The organism is Scandinavium tedordense, assembly GCF_024764965.1.
Classification (GTDB): domain Bacteria; phylum Pseudomonadota; class Gammaproteobacteria; order Enterobacterales; family Enterobacteriaceae; genus Scandinavium; species Scandinavium tedordense.
In genome coordinates this window covers 1-21,706 of record NZ_JALIGG010000047.1, presented here as the reverse complement: position 1 = coordinate 21,706, position 21,706 = coordinate 1, and the positions used below count along the sequence as shown (strand labels likewise).

Here is a 21,706-nt window from a genome sequence, read left to right as displayed (position 1 = left end):
CGCTGAGGTCAGTCCAACCCAGAGTCTGACCCGATGAAAAGACCCGCAACGGCGTTACTGTTTGGCACGCTTGCCCTGGCAAGCCAGCTGGCCCATGCCGATATTATTGATGACGCGATTGGCAATGTTCAGCAAGCCATCAGCGATGCCTATAAGCCAAATAGCGATAACGTCTATCATGACGATCGCGACGATAATGATGACGATGCTGAGAGCCGCCGACAAGATGCAGAGCGCAGTCGCCAGTACGACGACCGCTATCGTCAGCTTGAAGACCGTCGGCGTCAGTTAGACGACCGTCAACACCAGCTCGATCAGGAGCGTCGCCAGCTTGATGATGAAGAGAGCCGACTGCGCGACGACGCTGATCGCTAACATGGCTCTCTGAGCTTAGATGGCAGGGAATGGGCAGGGAATGTCTGTATCACTGTAGCCCGACTGATAACCGGCAATATGTATATCAGGGGATGTATAGCGGTATGGATAATCCCCGTCAGTACGGTTATCTCTATTTATCCCAACGTTGATCTTAACTTTTTTGTTATTTTTAGTTTAAGATTTAGTGATAAAAAACCTCCGGCGCTGAACTAATATTGATGATAACCCGAAGTTAATTAAGGGTGTGAAGCTTGGTCTGTTTATATTTTATTTTATCAGGTGGTTAGACGATGAAATAAGAAATGAAACAGATTAATAAAGCAATCTCAGATAATTAAATAAAGGTATTCATGATGAAAAATAAAATATTAATTCTTGCTACGTTAATGACAATTAGTTCTTTTTCATTCGCTGCCACAGAAATTCGTGATTCACAGATGACTGATATGCATCAAAAAATTGGTAACGTCTCGGTCAATGTTAAAAATGGCACCTTTGAAGAAGCGATGAACGCACTGAGCAAAGAGGCCGATATGAAGGGGGCAGCTCATTATCATATTACCTCTTTAGAGCGTGCCGGGATGAGTGCCGATGTCAGGGCCACAGCGATTATCTATAAATAAAAATCTTTCCTGTCGTAACGTTGAACTGTGATATATCCCGTGTAGATAATCACAGTTCCTTTTTTTACACATGCGTTAATCCAGCACAATTGTCATCCCGTCATAGCCCGCTTCAACGCCTTCTGGCAGAGGGTTGTTCATCATCCACGCATCAAACTGATGACTGATATGCGTCAGGATAACCCGCGGACAGCGCACGATCGCGTTGATCGCCAGCACCGTGTTCAGATCGCAGTGGCTGCGCGGCGGTTCGGCTTTTGGCTCGTGGCTGCAGTCGATGATCATCACCTGCGGATGATTGTTCAGCAGAAATTTCAGCGTTTTATCCGGCAGCCCGGCGGTATCGGACAGCCATGCCACGCGGCTGTGGGCGGATTCCAGCAGATAACCGAAGGTCAACTTTGAATGGGTGAGCGGCAGCGGCGTGACCTGCAAACCCTGCAATTCGAACACCACAAACGGTTCAACGGTATGGCTGAAATCGAGCAGCCCGGGGTGTTTGAATAAATCATCGCAGCCTTGTTCATCAGGCGGGCCGTAAACCGGGATCTTGTTCCCCACGCCCCAGCGCAGCGGGAACAGGCCCTGCACGTGATCCATATGATAGTGGGTGAGTAAAAACTGCTGAAAACTGCCCGCCGGGTGGTGGTCCATCAGGTCAGGAATGCCTGCGTCCAGCAGCGTCAGCGCGTTGTTGTAGCGCACTTCACCGCTGCAAGGGCGACGGCGGTGGGTTTCGTCCTGTCGGGCGCGACGACACGCCGCACAGTCACAGCCAAACACCGGCACCAGCTGTGCGCCACCGGTGCCGGTCAAGCGTAAGGTCAGGCTCATTTTTACCTCGTCACTCAATGTGCCCGGCAGCACTGCCTTTGCCGGACCTACAAACCCCGGACTTATAGGGTCTTTTTGAAACGGAAATGGCTCTGCTGATAGCCTTCGCGCAGGTAAAAGCGGTGCGCGTCGGTGCGAACTTTACCGCTCGACAGCTCCATCAGGCTCGCGCCGCACTGACGGGCTTCCTCTTCCGCCCAGTTCAGCAACTGCTGGCCGATGTTCAGGCCGCGCATCTGCGGCAGAATAACCAGCTCCTGAATTTCACCAATCCAGCAATTCAGGTTCAGCGGAAACATCATTTGCAGGCCAATCAGCCCAACGATTTCGCCGTTCACCCGTGCCAGCTGGTAGCGCTGACTCGGGTTATTCAAACTCGCAGCAAAGCCTGCTGCGAAGGTCTGTCGGTCGTATTCTTTCTGTTTTAGCTCGCAGATAAGCCCGTACACCGCATCGGTGTCAGCGGGCGTGGCTGGGCGAAGTTCACAGGACATGCTGGCTCTCTTTCTGGTTACCGTGGACGCGGATCAGGCGCATAAAGGTTTCCACAGACTGTAGCAGACTGCCATCGTTGTTCAGCATCAAACCGTCGCTGAGCGGATAACGCGCGGCCCGGTCGAGACGCAGGGCAATCTCTTTTTCCGTTTCACGCCCGCGCTGCTCCAGGCGCTGGCGCAGCACATCCGGCGAAACCTGCAGACACACTGGCAGCAGCGCGTCGGCGTAGCGGGCTTTGGCCTGCGCCAGATGCGCGCGTGAACCGTTGACCACCACGTCAAATCCGGCGTGCAGCCAGACGTCGATTTCAATGCCGACGCCGTAGTACAGCGCGTTGGCGTGCCAGCTCAGGGCGAACAGCTGGCGTTCCGCGCGGGTGAAAAATTCATGTTCGCTGAGCGCAATATGGTTCTCACTCCCGGCGTTGGCCGGACGGGTGATGTAACGATGTGCGACCAGCATTTGTGCGTGCTCCCGCTGGCGAAGCGCGGCCAGCAGGCTGTCCTTCCCGGACCCGGACGGGCCGACCAACCAGATAATTCGTCCCGTCATCAGAAGACCCTCTTGCCCTGGCGCCACACGTGGTCGATATGCACGTGCTCGCCTTTACGATGCACCAGTACCAGGTCAGCGCGTTTGCCCTCAGCGATTACGCCGCGGTCAGACAAGTTCAGTGCCCGCGCCGGGTTGCGCGTCACCAGATGCACGGCCTGTGCGAGACTGTAGGCGTTGCGCTCGTCGTCGGCTATACGGAAGGCCGCATCAAGCAGGCTGGCGGGGTAATAATCCGAGGAGAGAATATCCAGCAGCCCGCGTGAAGCGAGGTCATGCGCCGCGACGTTGCCGGAATGCGAACCGCCGCGCACGATGTTCGGCGCGCCCATCAGTACGTTCATCCCGTGCAGGCGTGAGGACTCTGCGGCTTCGAAGGTGGTAGGAAATTCGGCAATCACGCTGCCAATATCAAAGGATTCGGCAACATGTTCGTGGGTGGCGTCATCATGGCTTGCCAGCGCGATGTTGCGCGTGCGGCAGGTCTGTGAAATCGCCATCCTGTTCGGCTGCGACCATTCGGCTGCCAGCGCCAGCTGCTCTTCTTCAAATGTGTTCATCTGCTCGTTGGTCAGATGGTATTTGCCCTGATAGTAATCGCGATATTTGGAACGGTCGGCGTATTGACGCTGGCCCGGCGAGTGATCCATCAGTGATACCAGCGACACCAGTTCGCGGTCGACCAACTTTTCAAACAGCGGCAGGGTGGTGAAGTGTGGCAGTTCGCAGCGCAGGTGCAGACGGTGCTCGGCGCGGTTGATACCACGTTTTTCCGTGTCTTCTACCGCGTTAATCATCTTCTCTAAGTTTTCCAGACGATCGCCGCCATCGCGCACATCGCCAATCGCCACCGCGTCCAGCACCGTGGTGATGCCGCTCGCCACCATCAGCGCGTCGTGGCTGCTCATGGCGGAATGCGCAGGCCAGTCTACTTTCGGGCGCGGGGTGAAGAATTTATCCAGATTATCGGTGTGCAGCTCAATCAGCCCCGGCAGCAGCCAGCCGCCTTCGCCGTCCATCGCCTGCGGGCTTTGGCTCTGGGTTTCGGCAAACGTGCGAATAACGCCATCCTGTACGTCGACCGAGCCGTGAACCACTTCATTTTCGAGCACTAATTTCACATTGTTGATAATCATGCTGCGGCTCCCATCGGGTGCAGACGGTCGGCGACGCGATTTCGCACCGCTTCATCATGGAAAATGCCGACGATGGCCGCGCCACGCGCTTTGGCTTCGTCGATAAGCTCAACCACGGCTGCGCTGTTTCTGTCATCCAGCGAGGCGGTGGGTTCATCGAGTAGCAAAATCGGGTAGTCGACCACGAAGCCGCGGGCGATGTTCACACGCTGCTGTTCCCCGCCGGAGAAGGTCGACGGCGCCAGGTGCCATAAGCGTTCCGGTACGTTGAGGCGCGTCAACAGGCTGGCGGCTTTGGCGCGGCATTCTTCTTTGGAAACGCCGAGATCCAGCAGCGGCTGCATCACCACATCGAGGGCGGAGATGCGCGGGATAACGCGCAGGAACTGGCTGACCCAGCCGATGGTGCCTTTACGGACTTCCAGCACTTTACGCGCCGGGGCGGTAACGAGATCGACCCATTCATCGCCATGTTTGATGTGGATATGGCCTTCATCTGGCAAATAGTTGGCGTACAGCGAGCGCAGCAGCGTCGATTTTCCACTGCCGGAATGGCCGTGTAGCACCACGCATTCCCCGGCGTTCACCGTCAGTTCCGCTTTGTACAACACCGGCAAATTGATGCCGTTCTGGTGATGCAGGACGAAGGTTTTACTCAGATTTTCAACGCGAATCATAATCAGCTCCTTAATTCTGCAAAACGGAGGAAACCAGCAACTGGGTATATGGATGAAGCGGGTCGTCGAGCACGCGGTCGGTTAATCCACTTTCCACCACCCGGCCTTCCTTCATCACCATCAGACGGTCAGCCAGCAGGCGAGCGACGCCCAAATCATGGGTGACAATGACTACCGCCAGATCCAGTTCCACCACCAGGCCGCGCAGCAGATCGAGCAAACGTGCCTGCACGGACACATCCAGGCCGCCGGTCGGCTCGTCCATAAAGACCAGCTTCGGGTGTGTCACCAGGTTGCGGGCGATTTGCAGACGTTGCTGCATGCCGCCGGAAAAGGTGGTCGGCAGTTCATCAATGCGCGACGGTGGGATTTCCACCGCCTCAAGCCATTGCGCGGCGGTTTCGCGGATGTTGCCGTAATGGCGCGCCCCGGTGGCCATCAGGCGTTCGCCGATGTTGCCGCCCGCCGAAACCTGACGACGCAGGCCGTCCATCGGATGCTGATGCACCACGCCCCATTCGGTACGTAGCAGGCGGCGGCGCTCGCCTTCCGACATGCCGTACAGCGACTGGGTTTCGTAAACCACTTCACCCTGCTGCGGCGTGAGACGTGCGGAAATCGACTTCAGCAGCGTGGTTTTGCCGGAGCCGGATTCCCCGACGATGCCCAGCACTTCACCTGGCCACAGGTCGAACGACACGTCGCTGAAGCCTTTGCCCGGCGCATAAAGATGGGTCAGGTTATTGACCGAAAGTAACGGCTGATTCATTGGCTTAACGCCTCGCTCTGTTGGCGGCAGTAATCGGTATCGGAACAGACAAACATCCGTGTGCCGGTGTCATCGAGCACCACTTCGTCGAGATAGCTGTGGCGCGAACCGCAAATGGCGCAGGGCTCATCCCAGGCCTGAACCGTGAACGGGTGATCGTCGAAATCGAGGCTTTCCACTTTGGTGTACGGCGGCACGGCGTAAATGCGTTTTTCACGCCCGGCCCCGAACAACTGCAGTGCAGGCATCATGTCCATTTTCGGGTTATCGAATTTCGGGATCGGCGATGGATCCATCACGTAGCGATCGTTGACCTTCACCGGATAGGCGTAGGTGGTGGCGATATGGCCGAAACGGGCGATGTCTTCGTACAGTTTCACCTGCATCACGCCATACTCTTCCAGCGCGTGCATGGTGCGGGTTTCGGTTTCGCGCGGCTCGATAAAGCGCAGTGGCTCCGGGATCGGCACCTGGAAGATCAGGATCTGATCTTCGGTCAGTGGCGTTTCGGGGATCCGGTGACGGGTTTGGATCAGCGTCGCATCTTCGGTTTTTTCGGTGGTGTTCACGCCGGTGACGCGTTTGAAGAAGTTGCGAATCGATACGGCATTCGTCGTGTCATCGGCGCCCTGGTCGATCACTTTCAGCACGTCAGCCTCGCCGATAACGCTGGCAGTGAGCTGAATACCACCGGTGCCCCAGCCGTAAGGCATCGGCATTTCACGCCCGCCAAACGGTACCTGATAGCCGGGTATCGCGACGGCTTTCAGGATGGCGCGGCGGATCATGCGCTTGGTCTGTTCGTCGAGATACGCGAAGTTATAACCGCTGAGATTAGCCACGATTGCGCTCCTGTTGCAGGCGTTTGAGCAGTTCCAGTTCGGCCTGGAAATCGACGTAGTGAGGTAGTTTGAGGTGCGAGACGAACCCGGCGGCTTCGACGTTATCGGCGTGGGCCAGCACGAACTCTTCGTCCTGCGCGGGACCGGCGATGTGTTCGTCGTAGTCCGGGGCTTGCAGCGCGCGGTCCATCAGCGCCATTGCCATCGCTTTGCGTTCGCTCAGGCCGAACACCAGGCCGTAGCCACGGGTGAAGTGCGGGGCCTGCTCGTCAGGTGAGACGAAACCGTTCACCATTTCGCATTCGGTCATCAGCAGTTCGCCGACGTTCACTGCAAATCCTAACTCTTCAGGCACAATTTCCACGTCAATGTGACCGCTGCGGATTTCCCCGGCAAAGGGGTGATTGCGCCCGTAGCCGCGCTGCGTGGAGTAGGCCATTGCCAGCAGATAGCCTTCGTCGCCGCGCATCAGTTGCTGTAAGCGGGAAGCACGGGAGCACGGATAAACCGGCGGCATGCGGGTGATGTCGTCCGGCGTTTCGCCGGTGTCTTCTTCCACCTTCGCCAGTCCCTGGCGAGTCAGCAGGCTGAACACATGCGGTGACGCGGTGGGTTGCTCATCGCTCTTGGCAACCTGTGGCGTCTCACCGTTGGCGAGCAGCGTAAAATCGAGCAGACGGTGGGTGTAATCGTAAGTCGGGCCGAGAAGCTGGCCGCCGGGTACGTCTTTATAGACCGCTGAGATCCGGCGTTCGAGACGCATTTCTGCGGTGTTAATCGGTTCGCTTACCGCCAGACGCGGCAGGGTGGTGCGGTAGGCGCGCAGCAGAAAAATGGCTTCGACGTTATCCCCGCTGGCCTGTTTCAGCGCCAGGGCCGCCAGCTCGCGATCGGCGATGCCGCCTTCGGTCATGACGCGGTCGACGGCGAGATTCAGCTGTTGTTCAATTTGCGCGACGGTAAGCTCAGGCAGCTGCGCGTCGCCGCGGCGTTTTTGTTCCTGTAGGGCGTGTGCGGCGTCGATAGCCTTTTCGCCCCCTTTGACGGCGACGTACATCAGCAAACCTCCACGTGAGTGGTGCGCGGAATAGCCAGCAGACGGTCGCCGCAGGTCAGGATCAGATCCACGCCCAGCGGGAACGGGTGCGGACGTTCGGTCAATTCATGAAGAATGCATTCCGGCAACTGCGGGGCAATCATCCGCTCTTCATTGATACCGGCCCCGGTCAGGCGCAGCATCCGGCCCCCGCTCAGGCTGCTGAGCTGCACAATCAGCGTGGCGCTGGTTTCTGGCGCAACCGCACTGCCCGCCGACAGGGCGTTCAGCTGTTCGGTGCTGACAGACACGTCGGTGACGGCAAACAGCGCGTGCTGCGGCTGCTCGACCAATGGAGCGTTGGTGTGAAAACGCAGGTTCTGACGCGCGATGTCGTTATCAACTGAGGCTGACAGCCACACTGGCGTGTCGTTATCCACCAGGGTCAGCAGCACGCTGGTAGTCGCCGGGGAGAGCGGCTGCCAGCCGTGTTTATGCTGATGCATCGACACAATCACGCCCGGCTCGCTCATGGCTTTCAGCAGACGACGGAAACTGTGCTGGGCATCCTGTACCGGATGAGGGAAGGCGGTCTTTAATTCTGAAGAAAAGGTCATGCGTTGTCTCCACGCACTAAGGTAAAGAAGTCCACCCGGCTGGCGTTCACTTCGGCGCGGCGCGCGGCAATGCGGGCCTCGCGCTCGGCTTCCAGCGGGGCAATCAGGGTTTCCATCAGGGTCTGAAAATGGGCATGCGTTTGCAGCAGGGCGTCTATTGCCGCGCAGCGTTCGGCGTGGGCTTTATCGCGACCCAGTACCCAGCTGTAGCCCAGCGTGCCGTCGTTCAGTTGCACGGTGGCGCGGGTCAGGGTGGCGTCTCCAGCGAAGAATCGTGAACCGGTAGCGCCCATCCGGGCCTGGATTTGTACCAGGCCACTTTCTGGTGCGCGGAGGATTTCATATTCCGGCGAGAGCTTCAGGGCCTGCATACGGGCGGCAAGTTCGGCAGGCTGGCTGTGGGCCAGCGTCGACATCCAGCGCTGACGAGTGGCGGTATCGAATGGCATTCAGTGCTCCATTGTGAATTCAATCATGTCGGCGCGAGTCAGGCTGACGGAGTATTCCGCCGCGTTAACTTCGCCTTCACGATGGTTCAGGGTGCGCACGCAAAGCAGCGGCGCCATGTTCGGGATTTCCAGCACCTTGCTCTCTTTGGCCTGAGCACGGCGGGCGCCTACCCGCGTTTGCGTGCGAGTCAGTACGAGGGCCAATTCTTCACGCAGAAAATCGTGCAGCGAGCCGCTGTTAAAGCGCTGAAGGGCGGGCCAGAAACGCATGTCGGCAAAGTAGTGATCGATGATGCACAGCGCGATGCCATTGACGCGGCGCAGGGTGCGCAGGTGGATGACGTTGTCGCCCTCCTGAATACCCAGCGCGTCGGCCACGTGACCGGATGCCGGGCGCAGTACCGAGAGCAGTTTTTCGCTGGTCGGGTGGCTACCCTGGTCGAGCAGATTCTGGCTAAAACGTGTCTGGGCATTGAGCGGGTAATCGAACGGACGCATCAGCACCAGCACGCCGACGCCCTGACGACGCTGCACCCAGCCTTTTTCCACCAGTTGGTCAATGGCGCGGCGCAGGGTGTGACGGTTAACTTCAAAGCGCGCGGCAAGCTGATGTTCGGCGGGAAGGTAGTCGCCGCAGCGATACTGGCTGCGCAGTTCCTGCTCGAGCCTGGCAGCAATCTCCTCGTAGCGCGTCGGGTAACTGGTCGGATGTCTGGACAAGTGCATCATTTGGAAGACCTCTTCAACGTCAGTATCGTGTGTGACCCTCACCCTAACCCTCTCCCTAAAAGGGAGAGGGGACTGTCCGGGGTATCCTTTCTCCCTCGCCCTTTTGGGAAGAGGGGGCTGTCCGGGACAGCTTGGGTATCCTTTCTCCCTCGACCCTTTGGGAAGAGGGGGGCTGTCCGGGACAGCTTGGGTAATCCTTTCTCCCTCGCCCTTTTGGGAAGAGGGGCTGTCCGGGACAGCTTGGGTAATCCTTTCTCCTCGCCCTTTAGGAAGAGGGGACTGTCCGGGACAGCTTGGGTAATCCTTTCTCCCTCGCCCTTTTGGGAAGAGGGGGCTGTCCGGGACAGCTTGGGTATCCTTTCTCCCTCGCCCCTTTGGGGAGAGGGGACTGTCCGGGACAGCTTGGGTAATCCTTTCTCCCTCGCCCCTTTGGGGAGAGGGGGCTGTCCGGGACAGCTTGGGTAATCCTTTCTCCCTCGCCCCTTTGGGGAGAGGGTCGGGGTGAGGGGAGAAACTGCCGATAGAGTGACGCGACAATATGACACTCCGGTTAAGGTGCGGTGACTGAACGATGAAGAGTTGGAGTAGGGTGTGTGACAGGGCGGAGCGGACCGCCCTGGGGAAATTACTGCGGCTGTTTGACGACGTTGATCATCCACGGCACGCCGAATTTATCGGTGACTTTGCCAAATCCGTGGGCCCAGAACGTTTCCTGCCAGTCCATTTCAATCTTGCCGCCCTCGGCAAGGGCATCGAACCAGCCTTTCCCTTCGTTGACGTCTTGGGTGTCGAGTACCAGCGTAAAACCGGAATAGCTGACGCTACCGGTCATACCGTCGCTCATCATTATCTCGCTGCCCGCAATGCGGACGTTGGAGTGGGCGATAGCATCGGGTGGAAAGACCATCCCGGAGGGGCAGCCTTCTTCGCTATTTTGATCGGATTTTGGCATTTCGCCGAAGGTGATTTTGTAGCCCAGTTCAGCGTTTAATGCCTGTTGGTAGAATGCATGGGCCTCGGCGCAGTTGCCGGAAAAAGAGATATAGGGACTTAACGGCATAACCATAACCTCGGAGAGTGGATACCCAGATAATTATAGTTACCATGAGTTAATATAACCAAGCGGTTGTATTTTTCCCGGCGGCGTAAAGTTGGCCGGGCCTACAAACGCTTATCGCATGTAGGCCTGGCAAGCGAAGCGCCGCCGGGCGATATGGCGAGGGGTTAGTTCTTTTTAACGAACTCAGATTTCAGCTTCATTGGGCCAAAACCGTCAATTTTGCAGTCGATGTTGTGATCGCCTTCAACGAGGCGGATATTCTTCACTTTGGTGCCGATTTTCAGCATCGAAGAGCTGCCTTTAACCTTCAGATCTTTCACGACGGTCACACTGTCGCCGTCAACCAGCAGGTTGCCGTTGGCATCTTTCACGATAAGCTCGTCACCGTCATTAGAAGGCTCTGCGTCGTTCCACTCGTGGGCGCACTCAGGGCAGATGAACATGCCGCTGTCTTCATAGGTGTATTCGGAATTACATTTTGGGCAGTGTGGCAGAGACATAGTAACCTCGTAATAATTGAAAATGCGCCACAGACCGTTCAAACCGCCGCTGAGCGCTAAAAGTATGACTCATTATACCGCATGTCCTTACGGTTGTCGGGACTATTTATCCCCCAGCCTGTACCGCTTACGTAAAACTGTACAATTTTTTAGGTTTCGAAATTGCCGAGTAATGTAGTTTGCGTTATGTTGAGGATCGTATTTCTGATTATTACCCAGCGCTATCTTATTCACTGTATTTTGGCAGGTAATTTATATGCAATATATCCTGTCGAATGCTGCTTATGGCGCTAATCTGTATATCTTTTGGTTTTCTTACGTCCTGCATTTTCTATGGTAGTACAGATCATTATATAAAAATAAAATCCGGATATAAAAAATCTGACAAATAAAAAGTTATAAAATTTGCGTTAAGGGAATACTTTAACCATGTACACACAGACAATATTTGAATTGAGTCAGGAAGCAGAGCGCTTGCTGCAGCTGGCATTACGACATCTCGATACCGTGAATGGGCTTCCGGGTAACATGCTGAGCGGTGCTCAGGCTATGCCTGATGGGCCTGGTGGCTCGCATGGCCGTAATCCGGGAAGCCATTTATTGACGACGCAACAGGACACGCTGAATAACGAGCTGCGTAAAATTACCGGTCTGGAAATGGTACTGGCGATTGTTGGCACAATGAAAGCGGGTAAATCCACCACCATTAATGCCATCGTTGGAACGGAGGTTTTACCTAATCGTAACCGGCCGATGACCGCATTACCCACGCTTATTCGCCATACCCCGGGTCAGAAAGAACCGGGTCTTAATTTTATTCACGTTAAGCCCATTGAACGCTTAATGCATGAATTGCAGGATAAACTTCGTCACGTCGACCGTGCAAAGCTTGCGCTCAAGCTTGAAATGGATAAAGACATGAATGCCCTGCTCGAGCGTATTATCGGCGGCGTTGCTTTTGAAAAACATTATCTCGGGGCGCAACCCATATTCCAGTGTTTGAAAAGCCTGAATGATTTGGTTCGTCTTTCCCGAGCAATGGACGTCGACTTTCCCTTTGCCGATTACGCTTCCATTGAACATATTCCGGTAATTGAGGTGGAGTTCGTGCATCTCGCCGGACTGGGCGAAAACGCAGGCCAGTTGACGCTGCTGGACACGCCGGGGCCGAACGAAGCCGGGCAGCCGCATCTGCAAAAAATGTTTAATGAGCAGCTCGCCCGCGCCTCGGCGGTGCTGGCAGTGATGGATTACACCCAGCTCAAATCCATTTCCGATCAGGAAGTGCGCCAGGCGATTACCGCGGTCAGCAAGTCAGTACCGCTGTACGCGCTGGTGAACAAATTCGATCAGAAGGACCGAAACAGCGACGATGAGGATCAGGTGCGGGCGATGATCTCCGGCACGTTGATGAAGGGTTATATTCATCCGGGACAGATTTTCCCGGTGTCGTCGATGTGGGGTTATCTCGCCAACCGCGCGCGCCATGAACTGGCCCTTCATGGCCGATTACCCGACCCGCAGGAGCAGCGCTGGGTGCAGGATTTTGCCGAAGCGGCACTCGGACGCCGCTGGCGCACCGCCGATTTGGCTGACGTGATCCACATTCGCCACGCCGCAGATTTGCTGTGGGAAGATTCGCTGTTTGAAAAACCTATCAATATGCTGCTGCACGCCGCACACGCCAACGCCTCGCTGTTCGCCCTGCGTTCCGCTTCGCACAAGCTGCTGAACTATGCCCAAAGCGCCCGGGATTTTCTTGAGTTTCGTTTGCAAGGGCTGACCGTCGCCGCCGAGCAGTTGCAGGATAATATCGTTCGTCTCGAAGAAGATATGGCGCAGTTCGAGGTGCGCCAGCGGGTGGTGAGCGAAGAAATTAGCCATGAAGTGGGGCAGGCTATGGACGCCGCAGAATCGTTTATCACCGGGCAGAAAAGTGAGATTTTAGCGCTGATCGACAGCAGCTTTAGCGCGGATAATCTGCTGCGGATGAGCCTCGCCAACGGCGCGGATTTGCAATGGTCGCAGCATGATGACAGCGGCGAAATCGTGCTCGATGATGAGGAGCAGGCTAACCGGCTGCTCAGCATTATTCGTGCTGACTGTGAAGGCATGGTGTTTGCCTGTCAGCAAAGTATTATTCGTGAGCTGTCGCTGCGTTTTGGCCAGCTTGAAACGTCGCTCAGCCGAACGCTTGATGACGCGCTGAAGCCGATTGAATCTCATGTGAAGGAAGAGCTGCACCGCGCTGGGTTCCACACGCGAATAACGCTGCCAGTCTTTCAGTCCGGTTCGCTGCAAATCACCATGCCGCAGTGGTTTAACGGGGCGATTGCTACCGAAGATCTGCCGTTGGGTAGCCAGCGCGGCGGGATGCGCGATTCCATTAGCCGCTGGCTGAATAATCCCGGCTGGGGCTGGGATGATTATGTGATGACCAAAACGCGTTACATCATTGATGTGAATGCGATTAAGGAACGCATCATCGTGAGTATTTCGACCTTCTGCTCACAAATCCTTAAAGCTTTAGCTGCGCAAGTCGATGTCTCTGTTACGGCGGGAATGGTGACCTTCTTTGCGGAGTTTTCACAGAGCCTCAGTGGCTTGCAGAAAAATTTGCAGGAGAGTCTCTCTTTGCGCCAACAGCATCAGTCCACGGTTAACGCCCTTTGCTTGCAGCTTGCTCAGTGCCTGGCCACGGTACGCTGGATTGAAGAGGATGCGCGCATGTTGCGCGATGATATTCAAACCCTTTTTGCGGCTGAACAGAGATGAACACGCGATTGCTGGAGGGCCCAGGCCGGATACTGGAATCGCTCCATGCCCGATTTATGGTGGACCTGGTGTTGGGCATTGAAAACCCGCGTCAGCATACATTAGCCCCGCAACAGCAGCAGTTTCGCGAACGCCTGATGAATGAAATCGTGGCGCAAACACAGCTGCGCCCGTGGTCGGTGGCGGGCCTGTTTAGCGATAACCCGGCGATGCGCCTCGGGTTGGCGGAAAAACTCGCCAGTCAGTTTGACCCTGGTCATCTGGCGCTGACGCGTATGAGCCGATACCTGCAACAGTTACAGAGCAAAAGCCATAGTTCGCCGGAGCTCCGCCATCAGTTTGGTCTGGTGAGTGAACAGTTCAGTCAGCGCGCGGAGCATAAGCAGCGGGCGCTGACGCAGCGTGGGCTGATGGTGGAATCCGGTTCGCACAGCGATGAAGTGTTCACCCGCTGGCACGCCGGGCAGTACGACGGCTGGTCGCTGGCCGGGCGTTGTTACATTGCGCTGGAAGAGCTGCGCTGGGGCGCGTTTGGCGATGCATGGCGGCTTGCAAACGGTGAAGTGCGAGGCTTGCTGAAAGACAGTTTGCGTTCGATGACGGCTCAGTATCTGGCGCAAGGCATCGGTGCTGCGACGGAAACGCGTCATTCTTATCATCAGTGGCTGGCGTCGCCGACGACATTAGGCTTGATGGATCACAAGGAGATGTTGGCCTGGCTGGGCAGCAGCTCTGACGCGGTGCGTCAGCCGGTGTGCTGGTCAGTGACGCAAACCTGGCAGCCGGTGGCGCTGGGAATGCCGAGACTGTGTTCTGCGACCAGGCTGGTTGATGGGATGCTGGAAGAGTTGTTTACCGACGAGACCTGATGGCCCCGCCGGTCAGTGAACGATTAATGATGTAAGGATTCGACCGGCACGGGTTCAGGCTGTTTCGCCTGAACGTTGCCAAAGCGCTTGGCATACAGCGCGGTGATAATCGGCACCAGAATCGCCGTCACAATTACGCTGGCCGCCACCAGCGCCGTTGCTGATGCGGCAACTGATTCGAAGGCCGGGTTAATCTGCGCGATAATCACCGGGTTCGCCACCGCAGCACCCGCTGCCGACGACGCCGCCACACCTGCTGTACCGTTCCCGCCACCAATCACGCGGTCCGCAATAATCAGCGGGATACCGGTAATGATGATTACCGCCACGCCCAGCACGATACCCAGCAGGCCTGTGTCCATAATCACGCTCAGGTTAATGGTGTTACCCAGCGCGAAGCCGAAGAACGGGATCAGCACCGGCGTCGCTTTGCTGAAGAAGGTGCGGAAATCGTGGTCGAGGTTGCCGAGGGTGAAGCCAATCAGGAACGGCAGCACGGCGCCAATAAAGTGGTGTGCTTCAAAGGAGGCGAGGCCTGCGGAACCGAGGATAACCATGGTCATCAGCGGACCAGACTCCAGCGACATCAGCACGAATGCGCCGGATTCTTCTTTTGAGCCGTATTGATTCATCAGGCTGGCGTACAGCCCGCCGTTGGTCATATCCATCGCTGACACCAGTGCCAGCACCGACAGTCCGGCGAAGAAGCCAGTCTGAATGCCGCCGTCAGGAATAAAGGTGGCGGCGAGCATCGCAACGGCCCACGCGACAGCAATTTTTGTGAGCACCAGAGTGCCAGATTTGCGCAGTACTGTGCCGGTCGCACGTAAGTCGATCGACGCCCCGATGCAGAAAAACCAAACCGCCAGGATTGGCACCGTACCGCCAATCATTCCTTTGGTGAACGAGCCAAAATAATTCCCTGTATCAGGTGCGAGCGTATTTAACACGGCGCCTAATAGCAGCGGAACTAACATCATTCCACCGGGGATACGTTCAATCGTGGCTTTGATTTTCATTTTCTATCCTCGCTTCCCACAGCGCTCCGCACTGGGAAGACATAAAAGAATGCGGTTCAACAAATTGACTGACGGTTTTTCAGGTATCTATCTGTTTATACGAGTAAATTTAAGCTGAATTGGCCTGGTTGCTTTCTCTTCATCAGTGGAGGGCTGATGCGTTGGGGCTATAATGCGATCAATGGAATATTGACTCAATGAAAATAAAACAGTGTTTTAGTTATTTAGATCACATATTTAAAGGAAAGGATTGCGAGGCTTTAAATAATCAACGGGGTGTGAATTGGATGTAAAGAATTGTCGACAGAAAATCGTTAGCAAATAAATAATTTCCAGGCTTATTTTTGTTTAATTGGCTGGCGTGGTTAGCATTTTTCTTATGGCTGAGGAGAATCTGGATTAAGAGTGTACTTAGCGCCAATATGAACTTATTGACGTTTCATGAACCAACTTAACAGTAAGCATTATTTTCCGTGAAGTTGATCACACATATAAACACTGTTAGGGTAAGAAAGGAAAGTATGGAAAATATCACTCTGCTTTGAGGGTTTGGTCAGAATCTTTTACTGCCAGAGCAGGCGTCAACAGGTTCGGTTGTACAGGCTGTGACCAGCCAGTGTAAGTAAACCTGCTACGCTTGAAATGAGGAGCACAGCAATTCGCCGCTCCCTAACCGCACACAAGCGAACCTTCGTGTTTGCCTCCCCCTGTGTGCGCTCACGGCGATAGTTAACGAGGACAAAATGCTAAAAAGGAAAAAAGTTAAGCCGATCACGCTACGTGATGTCACCATCATCGACGACAGTAAGCTACGCAAAGCGATTACCGCTGCGTCGCTCGGTAACGCGATGGAATGGTTTGACTTCGGCGTTTATGGTTTTGTGGCCTACGCCCTTGGTAAGGTCTTCTTCCCGGACGCTAACCCCAGCGTTCAGATGATTGCTGCTTTGGGGACCTTTTCTGTTCCCTTCCTGATCCGTCCACTGGGTGGCCTATTCTTCGGGATGCTCGGCGATAAATACGGTCGTCAGAAGATACTCTCTATAACCATCATCATTATGTCGATCAGTACATTCTGTATTGGTCTAATACCCGGATATGCCACCATTGGTATTTGGGCCCCGATTCTGCTGCTGCTGTGTAAGATGGCTCAGGGCTTCTCAGTGGGCGGGGAATACACCGGAGCGTCTATCTTCGTTGCGGAATACTCACCTGACCGTAAGCGCGGCTTTATGGGCAGTTGGCTCGATTTCGGGTCGATTGCGGGCTTCGTGCTCGGTGCGGGCCTGGTGGTATTGATTTCCACCATTGTCGGTGAGGACAACTTCCTCGACTGGGGCTGGCGCCTGCCGTTCTTCCTGGCGCTGCCGTTAGGCATTATCGGCCTGTATCTGCGACATGCTCTGGAAGAGACGCCTGCGTTCCAGCAGCACGTTGATAAACTGGAGCAGGGCGACCGTCAGGGTCTGCAGGATGGTCCGAAAGTTTCGTTCAAAGAGATTGCGACCAAACACTGGCGCGCACTGTTGGTCTGCGTGGGGATGGTGATTTCAACCAACGTCACCTACTACATGCTTCTGACCTACATGCCGAGCTACCTGTCGCATAACCTGCATTATTCAGAAGACCACGGCGTGCTGATCATCATCGCCATCATGGTCGGGATGCTGTTTGTTCAGCCGATTATCGGGATGCTGAGCGACCGCTTTGGTCGTCGTCCGTTTATCCTGGTCGGTAGCGTGCTGTTGTTCCTGTGCGCAATCCCGGCGTTCATCATGATTAACAGTGATGTGGTTGCCCTGATTTTCGCTGGGCTGCTGTTGCTGGCGGTGATCCTCAACTGCTTTATCGGTGTGATGGCATCATCGCTCCCGGCGATGTTCCCAACCCACATCCGTTTTAGTGCGTTGGCGAGCGCCTTCAATATCTCAGTGCTGGTGGCCGGTCTGACGCCAACGCTTGCCGCGTGGCTGGTGGAATATACGCAGGACCTGATGATGCCAGCGTACTACCTGATGGTGGTTGCGGTGATTGGTCTGCTGACCGGTATTAACATGAAAGAAACCGCTAATCAGCCGTTGAAAGGTGCGACGCCAGCAGCGTCTGACATTCATGAAGCGAAAGAAATTCTGCAAGAGCATCACGACAATATCGAACATAAAATTGAAGATATTGATGCGGAAATCGAAGCGCTGCAGGAAAAGCGTACTCGTTTGGTTGATCAGCACCCGCGTATCAACGAGTAATCTTTTCTCTTTGCTCGGGCTGTAGCAGGGCAAAAAGATGACTATTCAACGGTGTCCTTGACGGGCACCGTTTTTTTTTACCAGAAACAAGAGTTGTGGCGCAGGAAAGCGGGGCGATGTCGATAATTTGATGCAGAGGCATCAATGGGCTTAAAACATTTATGCTGGTCAAAGTGGGCCAATGATGCAGGTAACCGGGGAGCCTGGGCCCCAAGCATCGCTCCGATACCCGACGTCATTACTGTATCAGTGACCCGCTGCTGACCATCACGAGCAGCGGAAAAGTGCCTTTTTGCGCCATAAGAATAGGGTTGGTGATATTTCGATATGATGCCCCGAAATACCTGATGCCAGAAATGATGATATTTTTCTGAAAGGATAACGCCCTGGTAGAGCCGGTTGTTGGCGGTGGTAACATAGACAACATTTGATGCGAGGGCTTGACGGTAAAACTGATGTAACACCCTGACATCATGAACTTCTGCATCGGCGTCCATATAAATTCCGCCCTCGGTATAGAGGATCACATATCGGGCGATATCACTTGCGGCTGCGAGATTGTTAAATGCGCCAAACCTCTCCCTCAGAAAGATCCCCTCCAGATTAGGCAGTAACTTAAACGGTGATACGTTTCTAAACGCGGAGACAATCTGATGGATGTAAACGCCTTCCTCGAGGCAAGAAGGTGGCAGGACATAGTTTTGATCCAGCCAGATATGGTAGGTGAACGCTTTTTCGCTATCTAAACTGCGAAACCGTGACAGGTTATTAAATAAGCTTTCGGGCGGAGGGCCGCCCATCCATATCCAGTGTGCATTTAATGTTCGCATCGTGTCATCCCTGGTATCACCTTGTGTGATTACCTGCTGGTTATACCGCGACTGCTAAATGTTAGAATAAATCTTTTGTTTATTTGCGAGGTGTCCGGCACAAGTCGCTTAAAACGACGTCTGAATACCTGGCGACAAGATTAGCAACCAGCGGCGATATAGTCGCCGTTTGCGCTGATCGGAATCACCGTCAGGAACAGCACGACCGCGAACAGAATAATCAGCACTCCGCCGATGATTTTTACCGTCGGTACCAGCCAGCGCATTTGTTCGGAACCTTCACCAAACCACGCCACCGTGCGTTCACGCGCGTAACGTACCGCCAGCGATAACCCGAGAATGGAGAGCGCGGTGCCGAGCGCCATCGACATTACCGCCGCAATTCCCCAACTGACGATGCCGAGGGCGTTGGAGAACAGTAAAATCATGATCGCCCCGCTGCACGGCCGTGCCCCGATGGCAATCACAATGCCTGCGCGGGTTCTCCAGTCGGCATGGGTGATATCGGCCCCGACGCCATGATGCCCGCAACCGCAGTCGGCGCCGTGGTCATGCCCGTCATTGGACAGGGGTTTAATGCGACGAATGCTGAAGGTTTTCGGCTTCAGGCTTTTCAGGGTCTGCCAAATCACAAACATGCCGAAGCTGCCGATCAACACCGCGCTGATTTTCTCAATGTACCAGCGGCTTTCACTGAGGTCACCCGAGGCCAGATTCATCCCGACGGCGAGCACAAAGACGAACACAATGGCGCTGACGCCCTGCATCAGGCTACCGAGGAAAGGCACTACCCGCGAGGCCAGCTGACTTTCCTGATGCGTACTGAGATAGGTTGTGACAATAAATTTGCCATGACCCGGCCCGATGGCGTGCAGCACCCCGTAAAGAAACGCCCCGGCTAGCAGCCACAGCCCACCGGTGTATTGATGGTTATTGAGCTGCAACAGGTACATCACCAGATAGCGATGCAGCGTGATTTGCGTCGCCAGGCACCATTGCAGGAAGGTAGCCCAATGGGTATGGAGCTGAAAGGCAAAGGCCAGTATCACCGCAGCGAGGATAGCAGCGGCGGGAATTCGCCAGTCGCGTTTAAGAACGGATGTGGTCATAGGGAAATAATGTCGGTAAAGAATGCATGCAGACATTATAAGAGGCGCTGGCTAAGAAGGGTAACCGAAAGGGCCAGCCCGCAGGCTGGCTTTGTGTCAAATCTTGTCCGACGTTGCGGCTTTGTTCACGCGGAAAAAATCGGCGGGTCCGGAAGGCTAGTTGATAAAGCGTTGTAGCCGCTGAAGCAGCAGCCTGTTTTCCTGTTTCAGGCGCTCGTTTTCATCGAGCAGGGTCAGCGTGACGGCGATACCAGGCCAGTCGAGCGCCAGTTCACGCCGAAGACGTAGCGCGCGGTGGACGATGGTGACGGCACGATCGTCAAACAACCAGTGCGCGTCGGGGCTTTCGTCGGGCTGGATAACGCCCAGGCCGACTATCTCATCCAGCTCCTCTTCAGAGACGCCAGTATGCAGACAAAATTCGGTGACGGTCAGGGTGAAAGTGACATTAGCCATGATTTTTACCCCACTGTTGGCGAGGGTTGAAGGTGGTTTGTGCATCAGCTAACTGCTGCCACAGAATGCTGGTTTTCTCATCTGCTTTTGGTGGCATGACGATTTTAATCACCGCAAACAGATCGCCGGTGTGCTGCTTATTCACCAGACCTTTGCCTTTGATTCGCAGTCGTTGGCCAGCCTGACAGCCCGGCGGAATGGTCAGTAAAATCGACTCTTTCAGCGTCGGGACCTTCACTTTTGCCCCCAGCGCGGCTTCCCATGGGGCGAGCGGCAGCACAATTTCCAAATTATGGCCGACGATATCAAACAGTGGGTGTGGCGCGATGCGGATGATGAGCCACAGATCTCCTGCAGGGCCACCGTTCTCGCCCGGCGTGCCCTGGCCTTTAAGACGAATGCGCTGCCCGTCGCTAACTCCAGCCGGGATTTTAACGTTAAGCGATTTGGGGATTTCGTTCTCAACCATGCCGAAAACGTTGTAACGCGGCAGCGTGTAGTTGATAGGGCGGGTATGGGCTTCGAGCGTTTCTTCGAGGAAAACAGCGATTTCAATTTCTACGTCATGGCCCCGGGCAGAATGTTGCTGACGCGATTGCTGCGCGTGCTGGCCAAAAATGGAGGAAAAGATATCGTCGAACTCCTCCTGGCTGTAGTTTTGTTGTTGCGGTTCAGGCTGTGCCTGCTGACGGAACTGCGGGTCGTTGCGGTGCTGCCAGAGGGTGTCATACTCAGTGCGACGCTGTTCGTCGCTCAGCACTTCCCAAGCCTGCGCGATATCTTTAAAGCGGGCTTCGGCATCGGGTTCTTTACTGACATCAGGATGGTATTTGCGGGCAAGACGACGATATGCGGTCTTAATGGTCTTGAGATCGTCCGTCGGCTTCACGCCCATAATGGCGTAATAATCCTTTAATTCCATAGCATTATCTCTTGTGAATCACACAAACAGAACGGGTTTCCCTAATAGCTCACCTTTGTAAGTGTAGGGCAACCCCGGTGATTCGCCCGGAGAAAATGCAGCGGAATAAAGAGCGTAGGACTTAATACTTGCGAGGGGCTTGCAATTCACCAAAGTCGTCGTTAAGGCTGAACTGATAATCACACAGCTCTGCGCGGCGCTTATCGGCAGCTTTCTGGAATGCAGCCATATATTCGGGTTCGATACTATTTTCAATGCGAGCAACAATTTTTTCGAGCATCTGCTCTTCGTTCACATTTCGCAGTCGTTTCAGGTAGTTTTCAACGGTCATAGGGCAGCCTTCCGGTATCCGGTGGTAAATTTATCGACGCGTACAGCGTCAATAGTACACTGTTTAGCCAATTAATGTTTGTTCAATTGCGACCTGAATGGACTCAACTTGGATGAAACTTTCATGAAAAGGCCGGCATACCCCTGAATCAGGACGGTTTCTCTTCATGGTTGAACTGTATTGAGGGAGTGCGATTTTCAGTTTAGGGAAGGGGGCAAAAGGATTGATACGTAGAAAAGCAAATACCCGCCATAGGCTGGTTCTTCTAAATAGTGGTGCCCGGACTCGGACTAACGCCGAAGGCGTTGAACGGCGTGCTTTTGCGTTGGCCCCGAAGGGGTGAGCCGCTTGCGGCGAATAATCGAACGGAGTTCGATGGAGAGTCCATACTCCAGAAAGCAAAAAACCAGCCCTTAGGCTGGTTTCTTTAAATAGTGGTGCCCGGACTC

General features: G+C 54.9%; 25 protein-coding genes. 5 read left to right on the top strand and 20 right to left on the bottom strand.

From position 1 onward, the window contains the following. The first annotated feature begins 33 nt into the window (after positions 1-33). Both yjdP and MUU46_RS02310 read left to right on the top strand, forming a co-directional pair. Positions 34-375, top strand: a complete 342-nt coding sequence (gene yjdP, locus MUU46_RS02315; protein WP_159759713.1) for a DDRRRQL repeat protein YjdP — start codon at positions 34-36, stop codon at positions 373-375. Positions 376-728: 353 nt separating this feature from the next. Further along, positions 729-1,001 (top strand): YdgH/BhsA/McbA family protein, encoded by a 273-nt coding sequence (locus tag MUU46_RS02310; protein ID WP_159759711.1) that lies wholly within the window; start codon positions 729-731, stop codon positions 999-1,001. Between the two features lie 75 nt (positions 1,002-1,076). Here the strand turns inward: MUU46_RS02310 and phnP are convergent, their stop codons facing one another. From phnP to MUU46_RS02245, 13 genes are all read right to left on the bottom strand, one after another. Continuing rightward, positions 1,077-1,835 (bottom strand): phosphonate metabolism protein PhnP, encoded by a 759-nt coding sequence (gene phnP / locus MUU46_RS02305; RefSeq protein ID WP_258964659.1) that lies wholly within the window; start codon positions 1,833-1,835, stop codon positions 1,077-1,079. 62 nt (positions 1,836-1,897) lie between these two features. Next, complete coding sequence (gene phnO, locus MUU46_RS02300; protein ID WP_258964658.1) at positions 1,898-2,329, bottom strand: aminoalkylphosphonate N-acetyltransferase; 432 nt, start codon at positions 2,327-2,329, stop codon at positions 1,898-1,900. Further along, positions 2,319-2,885, bottom strand: coding sequence for a ribose 1,5-bisphosphokinase (gene phnN, locus MUU46_RS02295; protein ID WP_159759705.1), 567 nt, complete (start codon positions 2,883-2,885; stop codon positions 2,319-2,321). The genes phnO and phnN overlap by 11 nt, the downstream gene beginning before the upstream one ends. Continuing rightward, the gene (gene phnM / locus MUU46_RS02290; protein ID WP_258964657.1) at positions 2,885-4,021 is read right to left on the bottom strand and encodes an alpha-D-ribose 1-methylphosphonate 5-triphosphate diphosphatase; all 1,137 of its coding nucleotides are present in this window, start codon (positions 4,019-4,021) and stop codon (positions 2,885-2,887) included. The genes phnN and phnM overlap by 1 nt, the downstream gene beginning before the upstream one ends. Beyond that, positions 4,018-4,698 carry a phosphonate C-P lyase system protein PhnL gene (gene phnL, locus MUU46_RS02285; RefSeq protein ID WP_258964656.1) on the bottom strand — a complete coding sequence of 227 codons (681 nt, stop codon included), beginning with the start codon at positions 4,696-4,698 and terminating at the stop codon, positions 4,018-4,020. The genes phnM and phnL overlap by 4 nt, the downstream gene beginning before the upstream one ends. Positions 4,699-4,708: 10 nt before the next feature. After that, a complete protein-coding gene (phnK, locus tag MUU46_RS02280) occupies positions 4,709-5,467 on the bottom strand; it encodes a phosphonate C-P lyase system protein PhnK (RefSeq protein ID WP_258964655.1) in 759 nt (252 codons plus the stop codon). Further along, the gene (gene phnJ / locus MUU46_RS02275; protein ID WP_159759697.1) at positions 5,464-6,309 is read right to left on the bottom strand and encodes an alpha-D-ribose 1-methylphosphonate 5-phosphate C-P-lyase PhnJ; all 846 of its coding nucleotides are present in this window, start codon (positions 6,307-6,309) and stop codon (positions 5,464-5,466) included. The genes phnK and phnJ overlap by 4 nt, the downstream gene beginning before the upstream one ends. After that, positions 6,302-7,366 carry a carbon-phosphorus lyase complex subunit gene (locus tag MUU46_RS02270; RefSeq protein WP_159759695.1) on the bottom strand — a complete coding sequence of 355 codons (1,065 nt, stop codon included), beginning with the start codon at positions 7,364-7,366 and terminating at the stop codon, positions 6,302-6,304. The genes phnJ and MUU46_RS02270 overlap by 8 nt, the downstream gene beginning before the upstream one ends. Then, on the bottom strand, positions 7,366-7,962 hold the full coding sequence (gene phnH / locus MUU46_RS02265) for a phosphonate C-P lyase system protein PhnH (RefSeq protein WP_258964654.1): 597 nt from the start codon (positions 7,960-7,962) through the stop codon (positions 7,366-7,368). Before phnH ends, MUU46_RS02270 begins: the two co-directional genes overlap by 1 nt. Then, the gene (gene phnG / locus MUU46_RS02260; protein WP_159759691.1) at positions 7,959-8,411 is read right to left on the bottom strand and encodes a phosphonate C-P lyase system protein PhnG; all 453 of its coding nucleotides are present in this window, start codon (positions 8,409-8,411) and stop codon (positions 7,959-7,961) included. The genes phnH and phnG overlap by 4 nt, the downstream gene beginning before the upstream one ends. Then, on the bottom strand, positions 8,412-9,137 hold the full coding sequence (gene phnF, locus MUU46_RS02255; RefSeq protein WP_159759868.1) for a phosphonate metabolism transcriptional regulator PhnF: 726 nt from the start codon (positions 9,135-9,137) through the stop codon (positions 8,412-8,414). A 628-nt stretch (positions 9,138-9,765) separates the two neighbouring features. Beyond that, positions 9,766-10,200, bottom strand: coding sequence for a VOC family metalloprotein YjdN (gene yjdN, locus MUU46_RS02250; RefSeq protein WP_258964653.1), 435 nt, complete (start codon positions 10,198-10,200; stop codon positions 9,766-9,768). Between the two features lie 164 nt (positions 10,201-10,364). Beyond that, entirely contained in the window at positions 10,365-10,700 is a 336-nt protein-coding gene (locus tag MUU46_RS02245; RefSeq protein ID WP_159759687.1) for a zinc ribbon domain-containing protein YjdM, read from the bottom strand. Positions 10,701-11,129: 429 nt separating this feature from the next. On the opposite strand from MUU46_RS02245, the gene crfC reads away from it, so the two are divergent. After that, a complete protein-coding gene (gene crfC / locus MUU46_RS02240; protein ID WP_258964652.1) occupies positions 11,130-13,475 on the top strand; it encodes a clamp-binding protein CrfC in 2,346 nt (781 codons plus the stop codon). Next, positions 13,472-14,344: a diguanylate cyclase regulator RdcB family protein gene (locus MUU46_RS02235; protein ID WP_258964651.1), complete on the top strand. Its 873-nt coding sequence runs from the start codon at positions 13,472-13,474 to the stop codon at positions 14,342-14,344. The genes crfC and MUU46_RS02235 overlap by 4 nt, the downstream gene beginning before the upstream one ends. Positions 14,345-14,367: 23 nt before the next feature. Here the strand turns inward: MUU46_RS02235 and kdgT are convergent, their stop codons facing one another. Continuing rightward, positions 14,368-15,363, bottom strand: a complete 996-nt coding sequence (gene kdgT / locus MUU46_RS02230) for a 2-keto-3-deoxygluconate transporter (RefSeq protein WP_258964650.1) — start codon at positions 15,361-15,363, stop codon at positions 14,368-14,370. Between the two features lie 743 nt (positions 15,364-16,106). Between kdgT and proP the strand changes: the two genes are divergently transcribed. Further along, a complete protein-coding gene (gene proP / locus MUU46_RS02225; protein ID WP_159759679.1) occupies positions 16,107-17,609 on the top strand; it encodes a glycine betaine/L-proline transporter ProP in 1,503 nt (500 codons plus the stop codon). 77 nt (positions 17,610-17,686) lie between these two features. Here proP and MUU46_RS02220 read toward each other — a convergent pair whose 3' ends face one another. The 6 genes from MUU46_RS02220 to MUU46_RS02195 form a co-directional block, all read right to left on the bottom strand. Next, positions 17,687-18,439, bottom strand: a complete 753-nt coding sequence (locus MUU46_RS02220; protein ID WP_159759677.1) for a glycosyltransferase — start codon at positions 18,437-18,439, stop codon at positions 17,687-17,689. 140 nt (positions 18,440-18,579) lie between these two features. Then, a complete protein-coding gene (locus tag MUU46_RS02215) occupies positions 18,580-19,548 on the bottom strand; it encodes a nickel/cobalt transporter (RefSeq protein WP_258964649.1) in 969 nt (322 codons plus the stop codon). Positions 19,549-19,704: 156 nt separating this feature from the next. Further along, positions 19,705-20,004: a chaperone modulator CbpM gene (gene cbpM, locus MUU46_RS02210; protein WP_159759673.1), complete on the bottom strand. Its 300-nt coding sequence runs from the start codon at positions 20,002-20,004 to the stop codon at positions 19,705-19,707. After that, positions 19,997-20,926, bottom strand: coding sequence for a curved DNA-binding protein (gene cbpA / locus MUU46_RS02205; RefSeq protein ID WP_258964648.1), 930 nt, complete (start codon positions 20,924-20,926; stop codon positions 19,997-19,999). The genes cbpM and cbpA overlap by 8 nt, the downstream gene beginning before the upstream one ends. Positions 20,927-21,047: 121 nt before the next feature. Continuing rightward, on the bottom strand, positions 21,048-21,257 hold the full coding sequence (locus MUU46_RS02200) for an HHA domain-containing protein (RefSeq protein WP_159759669.1): 210 nt from the start codon (positions 21,255-21,257) through the stop codon (positions 21,048-21,050). 63 nt (positions 21,258-21,320) lie between these two features. Further along, positions 21,321-21,706, bottom strand: a 386-nt coding sequence (locus MUU46_RS02195; RefSeq protein ID WP_258964647.1) for a hypothetical protein, incomplete at its 5' end; no start/stop codon positions are given.